The organism is Rhizobium lentis (genome assembly GCF_017352135.1).
Classification (GTDB): domain Bacteria; phylum Pseudomonadota; class Alphaproteobacteria; order Rhizobiales; family Rhizobiaceae; genus Rhizobium; species Rhizobium lentis.
In genome coordinates, this window is sequence record NZ_CP071455.1 from 824,794 (window position 1) to 839,773 (window position 14,980).

Below are 14,980 nucleotides of genomic sequence, written 5' to 3' on the forward strand. Positions count from 1 at the left end.
GCCTGTATGACCGCTTTTGCCCAAACCAATCCGATTACCGACATCTGTTTTCTGGTTGAGGATATCGAAAGAGCGTCTGCCTTCTATGTCGAGCGGCTTGGCTTCAGGCCGCGCCGCCGCGCTCCAGGCTTTGCCGATTTCAGAGGGGCGGGCGTGACGCTGGCGCTCTGGGAGATCGCCCATATCGCCGAGAATACCGGTGTCTCAAGCCGCCGGGCTCCTCCGGGCGTGCACAAGGCCTGCGCGGCCATCGAGCTTGCCTCGCCAGAGCAGGTCGATGCTGCCTATGCGGAGCTGAAGGCTGCCGGCGTGCTCTTCCACGCGCCGCCGCAGAATTACGTCTGGAATGCGCGATGCTGCTATTTCGCCGACCCCGACGACAATCTCTGGGAGATCTATGCGTGGTCAGAAGGCGGCCCGATCGGCGACATCGACCAGCGATAACGAGCATAAGCGGCCGAGCCAGCCGTCCGGCAAACCAACAAGGGGAAGGCAAGCAAATGAACGGAGATGACAAACAGATCACGGTCGGCAGACGTAGCGTCCTGAAGGGAGGAGCCTTTGCTCTTGCCGCGGCGACGGCGGGGATCAGCGTGTTCGTACCGCGTCATTCGAGCGCCGCCGCATCCAAAGTCGTCATCAAATACGATTGGTTGATGAGCAACGGACAGATCGGCGATATCGTTGCCGCCAAGCAAGGCCTGTTTGAGGCCGAGGGTCTCGACGTCGAGTTCTCCCCTGGCGGTCCGAATTCGGCAACGGTGCCGCCTGTGATCACGGGTGATGCGAAGCTCGGTCAATTCTCGGATTCGGCACAGCTTCTTCTTGCCCGGTCATCCGGCGTGCCGATCAAGATCTTCGCCTGCGGTTTCCGCATGGCGCCTTTTGCCTTCTATTCGCTGCCCAAGGCGCCGGTCCGCACCGTCAAGGATATGGTCGGCAAGCGTATCGGCATCCAGCCGACGGCGCGTTACGTGCTCGATGCCATTCTGCTCAAGAACAATATCGATCCCTCGAGCCTGGCCATTTCCAATATCGGTTTCGACATGACGCCGTTGACGACCGGCCAGGTCGATGCGGTCACCGGATGGATCACCAACACGCAGGCCCTTTCCGTCATCGGCCCCGACCGCATCGACCTGATGATGAAGGACACGGGCCTGCCATCCTATGCCAATGTCTATTTCGCCACCGACGATGCCGTGACCGGCCATGCCGAGACGCTGGCAAGTGTGCTGCGTGCCGTCGCCAAGGGTTGGGCCTGGACGCATGAACATCCCGAAGAGGCGGTGAAATTGGTTGTGGAGGCCTATCCGCAGCTGGATCTTGCCGTGGAACTGAAGACGGTGCCGCGCATATTGTCGCTGAGCTTCAACGCAGAGACCGGCAGGGACGGCTGGGGCAGCTTCGATCCAGCCGCTCTCGCCGAGCAGATTTCCGTCTACGACAAGATCGGCCAGTTCAAGAGCGGCGCGCCGAAGCTGGAGGATTGCTACACGACTGAGATATTGGATATGACGGCGGCTGACCGCCCAAAGATTGCGTGAGAGCGGATTTGCCTGAAGCAGTGGCCATCGAAACCAAGAATCTGGCTATCGGTTATGCCGGCGCTGTCGAGACGACCCGCATTCTGTCCGGCGTCGACCTCAGCGTCGGCAGGGGCGAGTTTCTGACCATTCTCGGCCCTTCCGGTTGCGGCAAGTCGACCTTCTTGCGTGCGGTGGCAGACCTTCTTCCGCCCCTTGACGGGCGGTTGTCGGTACTCGGCAGGACTGCCTCGGAGGCGCGCCGGCGGCGCGAGGTCGCCTTCGTCTTTCAGGACGCAACGTTGTTACCCTGGCGGACCGTGAGGGAGAATGTCGCGCTGCCGCTGCAGGTGGGGAAGAAGAGCATCTCGCGATCGGTCGATCCGCGGCCCGAGCATTGGATCGACCTGGTCGGCCTGTCGCATCTGGCCGACCGCTATCCCCATCAATTGTCCGGCGGGCAACGCCAGCGCGTCGCCATAGCGCGCGCGCTTCAATGCGAGCCGGATATCCTGCTCATGGACGAGCCTTTCGGTGCGCTCGACGAAATCACCCGCGAACGACTGAACGATGAGCTTCTGGACGTCTGGCGCCGGACCGGCACGACCATCCTGTTCGTAACCCACAGCGTCGTCGAGGCGATCTATCTCGGCGGACGCGTGCTGGTCCTGGCCGCGAATCCGGGCCGCGTCCAGGCGCTGATCGACCTAAAACCGCTGAAAGACGAGCGCGGCCTCTGTCGGCGCGAAAGCCTCGATGTCCAGGAGACCGCCGCCCATCTGCGAGGATTGCTCCAGGAGGGGAGTGCGGCTGCATGACGCACCGTCCGTTGTCGCTCACAGAGGCGCTCAGCCTTCCGGTTATCGGCGCCCTTTCCCTGCTCCTCGCCTGGCAGTGGCTGGTGCCCGCACTCGGTGTTCCCAGTTATATCGTTCCCACGCCGCTGGCAATCATGCGTACGCTTGGCATCGAATGGCGCTTCCTGCTGTCGAACGCCGTCCCGACATGGGGCGAGGCGGGCCTCGGATTCCTCCTGGGCAATAGTCTCGCCGTGATACTGGCGGTTGCCTTTGTCTATAATCCGCGGTTCCAGGCCGCCTATTTTCCCGTTGTCCTACTCTTCAACACGATTCCGGTGCTGGCGCTCGCGCCGATCATCATTCTCATCTTCGGTCTCGGCATGCTCCCGAAGGTCATCATCGCCGCTCTCATCTGCTTCTTCCCAACCCTGGTGAATACCGCCCGGGGCCTCAATCTGGCGACTTTAAGCGAGCTTGAGCTGATGCATGTGCTTTCGGCAAGTGGGTGGGAAACGTTCTGGCGCCTGCGCGCACCACGGTCCGCCCCCTTGCTGTTTGCGTCGCTGCGCATTTCTGCAACCACCTGTGTGATCGGCGCGATCGTCGGGGAGTGGATCGGCTCGAACCAGGGGCTGGGCGCTGTCATCATCCAGTCGACGTTCAACTATCAGGCGGAAAGGCTCTTTGCCGCCGTCGTGCTCGCTTCTCTCACCGGCATCGTCTTTTTTGCCGTTGTTGCCCAGATCGAGCGGATTTTCCGCCGGCTGCATCAGGGGCAAAGCTGAAGCCCCGGCACGAGCGAACGCTGCCCCGCGCTGCCGGGTCGGGACAGCATGCCGGCCGCCGTCAGCAAGGCTTTCGGCGAAAAATGCCGCCAGGAAAAACGCAGCGTCATGTTGGTAGTGCCAAGCGTCGTCGCTCTTGGATCGCCGGACTGCGATCGCCGCTTCCCCATATTATAGGCTTGCAGATTCGACAATCACACCTCCCGCCGCGGCGAGCGAGCCATCAGCCGGGCATAGGCGATGGCGGAGAGCATGTTGACGTGGTTGGCCTTCCCGGTGCCGGCAATGTCGAAGGCGGTGCCGTGATCGACCGAGACGCGGTCGATCGGCAGGCCGAGCGAGACGTTGACCGCGGTTTCGAATGCGACGAGCTTGATCGGGATATGGCCCTGGTCGTGATACTGGGCGATGACGAGATCGAAGGCGCCGTTGTAGGCGCGGGCAAACACCGTATCGGCCGAGATCGGGCCGGCGACGTCGATGTCCTTGGCCCGCGCCTGCTCGACGGCCGGAGCCAAAAACTCCACGTCCTCGGTGCCGAACAGGCCATTTTCGCCGCAATGCGGATTGAGGCCGGCGACGGCAATGCGCGCTTTCTTTCCGAGGCGGAGGAAATGTCTGTGGCCGGCTTCGATGGTCGCCAGTACGCGCTCTGTCTTGGCGCGTTCGATGGCGCCCTTTAGCGAAACATGCGTGGAGACGTGGATGGTGTTCAGCCGCTCGGAGGCAAGCAGCATGAAAGAGCTCTTCGCGCCGGTGAGATGCGCGAGGAGCCCGGTATGGCCGTCATGGTGGTGACCGGCAAGGTTCATCGCCTCCTTGTTGATCGGTGCGGTGACGATGACATCGGCTTCACCCGACAGGGCGAGATCGACGGCGCGGGTGATGTAACGCACCGAGGCATCGCCGGCAACCGGGCTGACCTTGCCGATTTCGGGGAGCGCCGCGCCGAGCGCGACCTCATCGACGGCGATCTTGTCGTTGCCGGCGGCATCGGCCGGACCGAAGCGCAGCCCGGCACCGGTGACGCGCTCGGCGCGTTCCAGCGCTTCGATATTGCCAACAACGACGAAATCGCGGCGCTCTTCGACCGGAAGCGCTGCCAGGGCCTTGACGATCACTTCGGGGCCGACGCCTGCCGGATCGCCAAGCGTCACGGCGACTTTCGCATTCCTGTTCATTGATCGGGTCCCTTCCAAAAAACTCTTCCGCCTAAAAAGCGGCTGCGTAGATCGAGCGGATGTCGGCTCGCGAGAGATCGCGCGGATTGTTATCGAGCAGACGGCGAATGGCAAAAGCGTCGTCGGCCATGGCGTCGAGATCGCTTTCCGGCACGCCGAGGCGGGAAAGCTTCATCTCGATGCCGAGCTCGGCACAGAAAGCGTACGCCGCATCGAAGACGGATGCGATATTCCCCGAGGGTTTAAAGCTCAGTGCTTCCATCACCGCCTTCGTCTTTTCCGGGGCAGCCGGCGTGTTGAAGGCAAGCACATGCGGAAAGATCAATGCATTGGCGGCACCATGCGCGACATGCCAGCGCGTGCCGAGGGGATAGGCGAGCGCGTGGCCGCCGGCAGTGTTGACCGGACCGAGGCAAAAGCCGCCGTAAAGCGAGGCGAGCGAGAGGCCGGAACGTGCCTCGGCGTCATTACCGTCCTTGACGGCGCGGGCGAGATATTTGCCGACGAGCCGCGTTCCCTCGATTGCATAGATGTCGACCATCGGATGGGCTTTGCGGTTGGTGAAGGCCTCGACGCAATGGGCCATCGCATCGACGCCGGTGGCGGCGGTGGTGCGGGCCGGCACGCTGAAGGTCAGGGCCGGATCGATGACGGCTATGTCTGCGAGCATATGCAGGCTTTCCACCGCAAGCTTTGCCTTCGTCGCCGGATCGGTGACGAGCGCGCGGATGCCGGCCTCACTGCCGGTTCCCGATGTCGTCGGGACCTGGGCGAGCCCCACCTTGCGCGGCCCATGCACCTTGTGCGGGCCGACGACCTCCTGCAGGGTCTGAGCCGAGCCGGCAAGCACGGCGGCGAGCTTGGCGAGATCCATGGCGCTGCCGCCACCGAAACCGACGATCAGTTCGGCGTCCGCGAAGTTGGCCGCCGCCAGGACCTTTTCGAGATTGGCCGTATCCGGTTCCGGCGTCACCTCGGAGAAGACCGTGACCTCACCCTTCAGCTCCAAGAGGTCGATACGTGAGGCATTGAAGGCGTCGGAGATGATGAGCGTGCGCCGGTAGCCCCTTTCGGCTGCCCATTTACCGAGCTTTCCCGCAGTGCCGATGCCGAATTCGATCAGATGCGGCCGAACCATCGTGATCGGCGAATCTAAGCTGGCCATGAAACCAGTCCTCCCTGCAAGACCTTGCGGCAATGATGTCGCCTTCTTTAATGTAAAGTTGTAAGCTCAATGTCAAGTCGGCACTCGCACGAACGGGAATTTTATCAGCGGGGTATCGGGGCCGGTTAGATGAGAAGCGCAATCATCATCCCGATATTATGATGATATATCAGCATGTTGCCAAATAAATGGCACCGCGGTGGCATTCCCGGGCGCCACGCAAATCCGCTAGGATGAGGGTGGCGAAGACCTCGACGCTGTTGTCAATTACCAATCGTTCCCACGACGGGCAATGCCTATACCCTGCATCTCTTCGCATGTGATCAGATGCAGTTTTACAATTCTAGACGGGCCTCGCTTACGGCAGCGACTGCGGGGCAAGGCGGACATATTTGATGGCGCGCCGGTAATAGGTATAAGCGATATGAAGCGCGCCGTCGCGGCCCTGGAGGACCGATGGATAGGAGAATTCGCGGTTCAGCGAATCCTTCGAGTTGTTGCTGAGGCAGAAGCCGTCGCCGGTATCGAGATCGACACGATCAGGAAAGCTCCAGCCGCTATCCCGCGATATGGCCAGGCTGAGCGGCGCCCGCGGAACGCCCCAGACGGCCTTGCGTGCGCTGTTATCGGCGACAACGGCAGTCTCTCCGGCCTCGCCGCCCTCGATTTCGTCATAAAGGGACTGGCGCCGGGCATCAGACGTTCCGGCATTCGCATGGTTATAAACCATTGCAATCGCTCCATTATTCAGTATCGTGGCCTGGATCGAGGAATTGTTGTTCGGCAGGTCGATTGGCGCGGGCGCGCTCCAGCTCTCGCCGCCATCGGTCGATCGGCTGGACAGGATGTTTTCGGCGAAACGGTTGCGGTAGAAGGCGATCATCTCATCGCCGCCAAGCGGCAGGATGTTCATGTGCACCGCGCCGAGACTGTCCGGAATATCGAGCATTTGCCAGCTCGCACCGCCGTCGCGCGAGATCAGCACGGCAGCTGTGTCGGCATCGCCGCTCCAGCGCTGGCCGTTCAGGCCGACGCAGCGGAAGACCGGCAGCAGCCAGTCGCCGGAGCCGTTGACGACGATCTGCTGGCGAACGAAGGTGCCGGGGCTGTCGCAGAGTATCCGGACGGGACCGAAGGTCTTGCCGCCATCATTTGAAATCCGGCATTTGACGATGGCACCGTCCTGATTGCCTGACGTTTGCGAGGTGTAGAGCAGCCATGTCTTTCCGTCAGGCGCATTGAAAAGCAATGGATTCTGCTCGGATTTCTGCGGGTCGTCGCTCATTTTTTCCGGCTCCGACCAGCGTTCGGAACCGGGCGCCAGGCGCGACATGTAAATTGAAATATCGCCCATGCCCTCCATCGTGCCGCCGAACCAGACGCAGTTCAGCGTGCCGTCAGGCAGAAAGGCGAGATTTGCGGCGTGGTTCTGGATGCAGGGGGAGGGCAGATACGCTTCGGCGCGGCCCTCGACAGAGGGATGAGGGACAATAATGCCGGTCATCAGGGCCGGAACGGCTTCCGGGGGCAGGCCGGTAAAACGCATGACGGAACTCCTCAAGGCAGCTTGGCGTAGCTTTCGGCGAGTGCGGCATAATCGGCATCGCTGAGCGGCATCAGTGGCGCGCGTGTGCGCTTCCAGGCAGGATTGCCTGCTTTTAGCCCGATCATTGCCTTGATGGTCGGGATCTGGACGTAGGAATTGGAAAGCGTGCGATAGGCGTTAATACGTGCCTGCGCCGCCTCGACATCGGCGGCGCGCGTCTCGTCATGGACGTGGTCGTAGACGGTGCGCAGCGAATCCGCCACAAGGTTGGAGGTGGCGGTGATGCAGCCGGCGCCGTCCGCCTTCAGGAGTGGCAGCAGCAGCGGATCGGCCCCCGCCAGCACCGAAAAGCCGGGATAGGCGGCGATGATCGCCTGCATATTGTTGAAATCGCCGGCCGATTCCTTGATGCCGACGACCGTTTCCGGGAAGGCCGCAATCAGTCGCCCGATTAGCGGGATGGAGAGCGGCACCCCGGAGACCTGCGGAATATGATAGAGGATGACCCGCAGGCGGGTGTCGGCGACCTTTTCCAGCACCTGCGAATAGGCGGCAAACAAGCCGTCATCGGAAACGCCCTTGTAGTAGAAGGGCGGCAGCATCACCACTTTGGTGACGCCGAGCGATAGCGCGTGCCGGGTCAGTTCCACGGTTTCGGGAATGGCGACGACACCGGTGCCCGGCAGCAGCTTATCGGCTGAAATGCCGGCCTTCAGCGCCGCCTCCAGAATGGCGCGGCGTTCGGCTCCGGAGAAAGAGTTGGCCTCACCGGTCGTGCCGAGCAGGGCCACGCCATGGCAGCCCTCGTCCAGCAGCCGTCGGCAATGATCGGTAAAAAGGCCGAGATCCGGCGTATTGTCTGCTGTCAGCGGCGTTGCCGCCGCGCTGAAAACGCCTGTAATTCTATGGCTCATTCCGCCCTCCCTGGGGCGCGGCCCTGTCGTGCCGATCCTGTTGAACCGCCCGGCCGCACAAAATTGTCATTCGTCTGTGGCGATGGAATGCAAAGAACTTTTCCATAACGACGCTTTTGTCAAGAAGACAAAATGGACCATTGCGAGAGCAAAAATTTATCTGATTGTAATTATTGTGTTATTTTTAACTCAATATTTTCAACGGCTCAAAACTGCGATTTTTTATTGACATATTTACAATAACGAGAGAACGATATGGGACGGATTGTGCTGCGCCAGGCAGGGCGCAGGGAGAGCGCTGCCGAATTCACCGTGGGAGGAACACATGTCTTTTGATCAATCGGATAAAACCAATATATCGCGCCGTAACGCGCTGAAGCTCGGTCTTGCGGCCGGCGTCGGCCTCACCGTGTTCGGGATGAATGCCCGCATCGTGCTGGCAGATGAAGGCCAGGTCCTTAAGGTGGCGCATCCGGCCTTCGATCAGGACTGGTCGCCGCTGCGCGGCGGCGGCAGGACTTTCCGCTGGAATTCGATCTGGTGGGCCGCGCCGATGTATTTCGACAGCGAAGGCAATATCAAGCCTTACGTCTTCACCAGCTGGGAATCGGCCGACAACACCGTCTGGACCTTCAAGATCGATCCCAAGGCCGTCTTCTCCGACGGCAGCAGGATCACTGCCGCCGACGTCAAGGGATCGTGGGAAGTTGCCTCGATGCCGAACACCAAGAGTCAGCGCGCCGACCAGGTGCTGAGCAAGGTCAAGGGCTATGCCGAAATCGCCGCCGGCTCCGGCAACGAACTCACGGGCGTTGCCACCCCTGACGAGGGAACGGTCGTCGTGACGCTCGCTGCCGCCGATCCGATCTTCTTCATGCGGCTGGCAAACCACATCGCGCCGATCACCAGGGCGTCGCAGTCGCGCGGCAGCGACGGCGAGGAGATTATCGACTGGTACAAGCCCGACAGCCAGCCGGTCTTCTCCGGCCCGTTCAAGCTGACGAGCATCGATATCGACGCCGGCAAGCTCTCCTTCGAGCCGAACGAGAACTTCTTCGGGCCGAAGCCGAAGCTGGCGCGCATCGACATCACCTCGATCGAGGACAATGTCAGCGCGACGTCGCTGATCAAGTCGGGCGAATTCAATGCCCATACCGAACTCATCACCTCAACCATCATCCAGGATCTCGGCCCGGAATTCTCGGCCGGTCCGCTGATCCCGACCAGCCAGCATTTCTGGTTCAACATTTCGCGTGCGCCGATGGACGATCCGAAGGTCCGCCAGGCGCTGATCATGGCGGTCGATCGCGACGGCCTGTTCAAGGCCTCCTATCCCGACGGGCCGCACAAGAAGGCCGACCAGATCCTGAATTCGGTTCCCGGTGCCGACAATTCCGGTTTCGAGCCCTATCCCTATGATCCGGCAGGCGCAAAGAAGCTGCTTGCGGAATCGAGCTATGGCGGCCCGGAGCGCCTGCCGAAGATCCTGTTTGTCGGCATCTCGGGGCCGGCGATTCAGGCTGCCGCCCAGTTCATCGCCGAGCAGTGGCGCCAGAATCTCGGCATCACGGCCGTCGATATGAAGCCGCAGCAGGATTCCTATGCCGGTCCGGACCAGAATTCGGTCCAGATCTTCCGCGACGACGTCGGCACCCGCGTTCCCGATGCCGTCTCTTATCTGGCGGGTTCCATCGCCTCGACCTCTTCGAACGCCCAGAACAAGCTCGGCGGATACAAGAACGACAAGGTCGACAGCGCTCTGGCCGAAGCGACGACCAAGCCTGCGGATGATCCGCAGCGTATCGCTCTCGCCCAGCAAGCCCAGAAGGCGTTCCGCGACGATTGGGCCTTCATCCCATGGTATTCTCAGGCGATGTCGCGCTGGGCCACCAAGGAGGTCAAGGGCCTGGAGAAGAACCTCGACTGGCAGATCGTCGAGCCCTGGAACATTTCCATCGGCTGATCCGGAACGTTCGTTCCTGGCAGTAAGCGCGCGAAGGCCGCAAGGTCTTCGCGCAAATTTCAAGAAGAAGAGATGCGATCCGCCTGATATTCGAGGATGAGAACGCATCGTAACAGGTGGGAGGTGGCCTTGCTGCGCTACGTGCTAACCCGGTTTGCCATCTGGATTCCGTCGGTTCTGATCGTGATGCTGGCCGTCTACGCGCTGGCCTTCTATGGCGCCGGCGATCCGATCAAGCTGATCTTCCTGCGCGCGCCTGGTGATGTCGCCTATAATCCGCAGCGCATCGAGGCGATCCGCGAAAGTGCCGGCCTCAACAAACCCTTCATCGTCCAGTTCGGACTTTACATCTGGAACCTGCTGCACGGCCAGTTCGGCAATTCGCTGACCTCCGGCCGCTCGGTCTGGGCCATGGTCTCGGCCGCTGCGCCCGTCTCCTTCCAGCTTGCCCTCTGTTCCATCATCCTGACGGCCGTCGTCGCGATCCCGCTCGGCATGATCGCCGCGCTGAACCAGAATTCGCGCATCGACTATGCCATTCTGGGGTCCGCGCTCTTACTCTGGGCGATCCCGGCCTATGTCGCCGGTCCGCTTCTGATGGTCGGCCTCATCGTGTTGCTGCCGGGCGCGAGTGTGCCCTATGGCTGGGGCGGCATCCTCGATGTCCGCATTCTGCTGCCGCTGCTCGTCCTTTCCTTCCAGCCGATCGCGCTGATCGTGCGCCAGACCCGAGCCGCCGTCATCGAGGTGCTGTCGGAGGATTTCGTCCGCACCGCCCGCGCCAAAGGGGTGCCCGAGATCGTCGTGGCGCTGCGCCATATCCTGCGGCCGGTGCTCACACCCGTCGTCACGCAGCTTGGTCTCATCATGATCACCATCGTCAACGGCGCGATCTTCGTCGAACTCGTCTTCGGCCTGCCGGGTCTTGGCCGGCTGACGGTGCAGGCGCTGATCAATTCCGATTATCCGGTCATACTCGCAATCACGCTGATCGGATCATTCCTCGTCATGGTGTCGAACCTGCTGGTGGACGTGCTCTATCCGCTGCTCGACCCGCGCGCCAATGATTCAAGAAGGAGCCGCTGACCATGTCCGCAATCCCTCTTTCCACCACCGAAACCGCCGAGGAGCCGCCGGTCAGCCTGTGGCGCGACGCCTGGCATCGGCTGCGGCGCAACAAGCTCGCCGTCTTCGGCCTCGTCGTCGTCCTGATCCTGGCTTTCACGGCGATCTTCGGACCTTACCTCACGCCCTATGATTATCTCAGCCAGGACCTCAACGCGCGTAACGCGCTACCGTCGATGAGCCATCTCTTCGGAACCGACGATCTCGGCCGCGACGTTTTCAGCCGCGTGGTCTTCGGCACGCGAACTGCCTTCCTGGTTGCCGTGATCGTCACTTTTTTCGCCGTGCTGATCGGCCTGACTCTCGGCGCAGTGGCCGGGTTCTTCGGCAATCCCTTCGACCGCGCTATCATGTGGCTGACCGACGTGACGATGTCGGTTCCCAACCTTCTGCTGGTCGTCGTCATCAATGCCTCGCTGAAATCGCCGATCACCCGCTGGATGGAGGCGCGCTATCTCGAAACCCTCAATCCCTTTTACCGCCAGACGATATGGGTGGATTTCATTCTCGTCTTCGGCTCGATGGCGCTTATCTCCTGGCCGCCCTATGCCCGTCTCGTGCGCGCCCAAGTGCTGTCGATTCGCAGCCGGCCCTATATTACGGCGGCGCAGGCGCTCGGCCTGTCGAACTGGATCATCATCAAGCGCTATGTCGTGCCGAATGCGCTTGGCCCCTTGATCGTCTCGGTCAGCGCCGGCCTCGGCACGGCGATGGTTCTCGAAAGTGCCTTCAGCTTCCTCGGTGTGGGGGTCAATCCGCCGACGCCGAGCTGGGGCAACATGATCTCGGACGGCCTTCGCGTCTGGCAGCATTATCCGCATCTCCTTGCCGCTCCGGCGGCCGTGCTCGGCCTTGCCTCGGTTGCCTTCAGCTTCCTCGGCGACGGCCTCAACGACGCGCTCAATCCGCGGGGCAGCAAATGATGGACACGCAAAACAGGGAACGCCTGCTCGATGTCAGGGGTCTTACAGTCGAGATCGACGGCCGCAACGGTCCGGCCGTCGTCGTCGACGGTATCGATCTGCATGTCGACAAAGGCGAGACGCTCGGCGTCGTCGGCGAATCCGGCTGCGGCAAAAGCCTCACCATGCTGAGCCTGATGCGGCTCCTGCCGAACAAGATCAAAGTCGCCAAAGGTACGGCGAGCTTTGACGGCCGCGACCTGCAGACGATGTCGAATGCCGAGCTGCGCAAGGTGCGTGGCGGCGATATCGGCTTCGTCTTCCAGGATCCGATGACCTCGCTCAATCCCGTCATGCGCGTCGGCGACCAGATCTGCGAACCGCTGATCTATCACCGCGGCATGAAGAAGGCGCAAGCCCGCGCCCGCGCAGTCGAGCTGCTGCGCCTCGTCGGTATTCCCGGCCCGGAAGAGCGCCTGCAGGCATTTCCGCACGAGCTTTCCGGCGGCATGCGCCAGCGCGTGATGATCGCGATCGGCCTGGCCTGCAATCCGAAGCTCCTGATCGCCGACGAGCCTACGACTGCGCTCGACGTCACGATCCAGGCCCAGATCGTCGATCTGGTGAAGGATCTCAGAGCCAAGCTCGGCATGTCCGTCGTCTGGATCACCCACGATCTGGCGCTGATCGCCGGGCTCGTCGATCGCGTCGCCGTGCTCTATGCCGGCACGGTCGTGGAGGACGCGCCGGTCGACGAGCTCTACGCCCGCCCGAGCCATCCCTATACGCGCGGCCTGCTCTCCTCGATCCCGAAACTGTCGGATCCGCCGGCAAGCCGGCTGAGCTCGATCGGCGGGACGCCGCCGGAGCCGGGCCGCCGGCCGAAGGGCTGCCCCTTTGCGCCGCGCTGCCCACTCGCCGAGACGATCTGTCACGAGAAGGTGCCGCGGCTCGAACCTTTGAGCGGCAGCAGCAAACACCGCGCCGCCTGTTTCGTCGTCCAGAGAATGCAGGAGGCCGCGTGATGGCTGCTCAACCGCTGCTCAAGGTCGAAAACCTGGTCAAGCATTTTCACGTCAAGCTCGGCGCCTTCGGCGAACGCTCGGCGACCGTCTATGCGCTCGACAATGTCGATCTTGACATCATGGAAGGCGAGACGCTGAGCCTCGTCGGCGAATCCGGCTGCGGCAAGTCGACGACCGGTTTTACCATCCTCAATCTCTACAAGGCGACCAGCGGCAGGGTCGTCTACAAGGGCCAGGACCTCGCTTCGCTCAACGAGAAGCAGATGCGGCCTTTCCGCCGCGACCTGCAGATCGTCTTCCAGGACCCGTACTCGACGCTCAACCCGCGCATGACGGTTGGCGAAGCGATCGGCGAGCCAATCCTCTTTCATAAGCTTTGCACGAAGGCCGAGCTGAAGGAGAAGGTGGCGATGCTGCTCACCGATGTCGGCCTTCCCACACGCTTTGCCCAGCGTTACCCGCACGAGCTTTCCGGCGGTCAGCGCCAGCGCGTCGTCATCGCCCGCGCGCTCGCCTGCCAGCCGAAATTCATCGTCTGCGACGAGGCGATCTCGGCGCTCGACGTGTCGATCCAGGCGCAGATCATCAACCTGCTGCTCGATCTGCAGGAGAAGTATGGGCTGACCTATCTCTTCATCGCCCATGATCTCGCGGTCGTGCGCCACATCAGCACGCGCGTCGGCGTCATGTATCTCGGGCGACTCGCCGAACTCGCGACCCGCGAGGAACTCTTCGACAATCCGCTGCACCCCTATACCAGGGCGCTGCTGTCGGCTGTTCCTGAAACCGATCCCGAGCATGAGCGCGCCCGCCAGCACCAGATCCTGCAGGGCGATGTGCCGAGCCCGCTGAACCCGCCTTCCGGCTGTCGTTTCCACACGCGCTGCCCGATCGCCATGGATGTCTGCAGCAAAGTCGTTCCTGTGTGGAAGGAGGCCCGGCCCGGCCATCTCGTTGCCTGCCACGCCGTCAACCCGGGGCAGACATGACACTGAAGGCCGTCATCATTGCCGACGATCTGACCGGCGCGCTCGATACCGGCACGCCTTTCGTCGCCGCCGGCCTTTCGGTTGCGGTTGCCGTCGATGTCGAGGCGGCGCAGGAAGCGATTGCGAGAGGCTGCGATGTCATCGTCATAAACACGGCCTCGCGCGCGCTCGGCGCGCGTGACGCCGCCGAAAGGGTCCGGATAGCAATACGGGCCTTTCATGGCGCGAAGCCCGCCGTCGTCATGAAGAAGATCGACTCCCGGCTGAAGGGGAATGTCGCGGCGGAAAGCCTGGCGCTTGCAGAAGCGCTCGGCCTGGAGACGATTCTGGTGGCGCCGGCCATTCCCGACCAGGAACGCGTGACTTACCGCGGCTGCGTCGTCGGCCGCGGGATCGCCAGACCGCTGCGGATCGCCGACCTGTTCGAGGGCCGCAGGGACAATGTCGTCGTTGCCGATGCCGAGGACGATTCGGATCTCGACTTGATTGCCGGCGGCCATGATTGGCTGAGGACACTTGCCGTCGGCGCGCGCGGCCTCGGCGCGGCACTTGCCCGCCGGTTTGCCGAAGAGGGACAACCCCTGACGGAATTCAAGGCGAGCCCGCGGACGCTGTTTGCCTTCGGGTCGCGCGATCCGATCACAGCCGCCCAGATGAAACGGCTCGAAGCCTCAGGTGCCTTGCGTATGGTGGTGGAGGCGCCGATGGGCGAGATCGAGTGCGGGGAGGGCCTGGCGCTGCCAGTGCTGCTACGCTGCACTGGCGACTTGACGGCTGATGCGACCCTCGTCGCTCGCCGCTTTGCCGCAGGCGTCAGAATGCTCATCGATGATACCAGGCCCGATATGCTGATGGTCGGCGGCGGCGATACCGCACTCGCCGTTTTCCAGGCGCTTGGGGTGAGGGTGCTGGCGCCGAGGGGTGAGATTGAGGCCGGCATTCCGTGGTTCGAGGTCGCGGCCGCCGACGGGCGGCATTTTCGATGCGCGGTCAAGTCGGGGGGCTTCGGCAAGCCCGATAGTTTGTTAAAACTGGTTCTTCGGAATCAGGTGGCATAGG

Annotated in this window: 15 protein-coding genes; 10 read left to right on the plus strand and 5 right to left on the minus strand. The window is 62.3% G+C overall.

Annotated features, from left to right (window positions below; genetic code table 11):
- Positions 1 to 6: 6 nt before the first annotated feature.
- From J0663_RS26090 to J0663_RS26105, 4 genes are read left to right on the plus strand one after another with little or no spacing between them, the layout of a single operon-like run.
- Entirely contained in the window at positions 7 to 444 is a 438-nt protein-coding gene (locus J0663_RS26090; protein WP_207244887.1) for a VOC family protein, read from the plus strand.
- A 56-nt stretch (positions 445 to 500) separates the two neighbouring features.
- The gene (locus J0663_RS26095) at positions 501 to 1,547 is read left to right on the plus strand and encodes an ABC transporter substrate-binding protein (RefSeq protein WP_207244888.1); all 1,047 of its coding nucleotides are present in this window, start codon (positions 501 to 503) and stop codon (positions 1,545 to 1,547) included.
- Between the two features lie 8 nt (positions 1,548 to 1,555).
- Positions 1,556 to 2,344: an ABC transporter ATP-binding protein gene (locus tag J0663_RS26100; RefSeq protein ID WP_207244889.1), complete on the plus strand. Its 789-nt coding sequence runs from the start codon at positions 1,556 to 1,558 to the stop codon at positions 2,342 to 2,344.
- Positions 2,341 to 3,111, plus strand: coding sequence for an ABC transporter permease (locus J0663_RS26105; protein ID WP_207244890.1), 771 nt, complete (start codon positions 2,341 to 2,343; stop codon positions 3,109 to 3,111). Before J0663_RS26100 ends, J0663_RS26105 begins: the two co-directional genes overlap by 4 nt.
- Here J0663_RS26105 and J0663_RS26110 read toward each other — a convergent pair.
- The 5 genes from J0663_RS26110 to J0663_RS26130 all read right to left on the minus strand — a co-directional run bounded on the left by J0663_RS26110 (position 3,096) and on the right by J0663_RS26130 (position 7,917).
- Entirely contained in the window at positions 3,096 to 3,305 is a 210-nt protein-coding gene (locus tag J0663_RS26110; RefSeq protein WP_207244891.1) for a hypothetical protein, read from the minus strand. The two genes, J0663_RS26105 and J0663_RS26110, sit on opposite strands and share 16 nt — an antisense overlap.
- The gene (pdxA, locus tag J0663_RS26115; RefSeq protein ID WP_207244892.1) at positions 3,306 to 4,292 is read right to left on the minus strand and encodes a 4-hydroxythreonine-4-phosphate dehydrogenase PdxA; all 987 of its coding nucleotides are present in this window, start codon (positions 4,290 to 4,292) and stop codon (positions 3,306 to 3,308) included.
- Between the two features lie 31 nt (positions 4,293 to 4,323).
- A complete protein-coding gene (locus tag J0663_RS26120; protein WP_207244893.1) occupies positions 4,324 to 5,457 on the minus strand; it encodes an iron-containing alcohol dehydrogenase in 1,134 nt (377 codons plus the stop codon).
- 358 nt (positions 5,458 to 5,815) lie between these two features.
- The gene (locus tag J0663_RS26125) at positions 5,816 to 7,003 is read right to left on the minus strand and encodes a sialidase family protein (protein WP_207244894.1); all 1,188 of its coding nucleotides are present in this window, start codon (positions 7,001 to 7,003) and stop codon (positions 5,816 to 5,818) included.
- Positions 7,004 to 7,014: 11 nt separating this feature from the next.
- Positions 7,015 to 7,917 carry a dihydrodipicolinate synthase family protein gene (locus J0663_RS26130; protein WP_207244895.1) on the minus strand — a complete coding sequence of 301 codons (903 nt, stop codon included), beginning with the start codon at positions 7,915 to 7,917 and terminating at the stop codon, positions 7,015 to 7,017.
- Positions 7,918 to 8,242: 325 nt separating this feature from the next.
- On the opposite strand from J0663_RS26130, the gene J0663_RS26135 reads away from it, so the two are divergent.
- The 6 genes from J0663_RS26135 to J0663_RS26160 all read left to right on the plus strand — a co-directional run bounded on the left by J0663_RS26135 (position 8,243) and on the right by J0663_RS26160 (position 14,979).
- Positions 8,243 to 9,880 (plus strand): ABC transporter substrate-binding protein, encoded by a 1,638-nt coding sequence (locus J0663_RS26135; protein ID WP_207244896.1) that lies wholly within the window; start codon positions 8,243 to 8,245, stop codon positions 9,878 to 9,880.
- A gap of 129 nt (positions 9,881 to 10,009) precedes the next feature.
- Positions 10,010 to 10,966, plus strand: coding sequence for an ABC transporter permease (locus J0663_RS26140; RefSeq protein WP_207244897.1), 957 nt, complete (start codon positions 10,010 to 10,012; stop codon positions 10,964 to 10,966).
- 2 nt (positions 10,967 to 10,968) lie between these two features.
- Positions 10,969 to 11,928 (plus strand): ABC transporter permease, encoded by a 960-nt coding sequence (locus tag J0663_RS26145; protein ID WP_207244898.1) that lies wholly within the window; start codon positions 10,969 to 10,971, stop codon positions 11,926 to 11,928.
- Complete coding sequence (locus J0663_RS26150; protein ID WP_207244899.1) at positions 11,925 to 12,932, plus strand: ABC transporter ATP-binding protein; 1,008 nt, start codon at positions 11,925 to 11,927, stop codon at positions 12,930 to 12,932. Before J0663_RS26145 ends, J0663_RS26150 begins: the two co-directional genes overlap by 4 nt.
- A complete protein-coding gene (locus tag J0663_RS26155; protein WP_207244900.1) occupies positions 12,932 to 13,921 on the plus strand; it encodes an ABC transporter ATP-binding protein in 990 nt (329 codons plus the stop codon). Before J0663_RS26150 ends, J0663_RS26155 begins: the two co-directional genes overlap by 1 nt.
- The gene (locus tag J0663_RS26160) at positions 13,918 to 14,979 is read left to right on the plus strand and encodes a four-carbon acid sugar kinase family protein (RefSeq protein WP_207244901.1); all 1,062 of its coding nucleotides are present in this window, start codon (positions 13,918 to 13,920) and stop codon (positions 14,977 to 14,979) included. Before J0663_RS26155 ends, J0663_RS26160 begins: the two co-directional genes overlap by 4 nt.
- Position 14,980 lies beyond the last annotated feature (1 nt).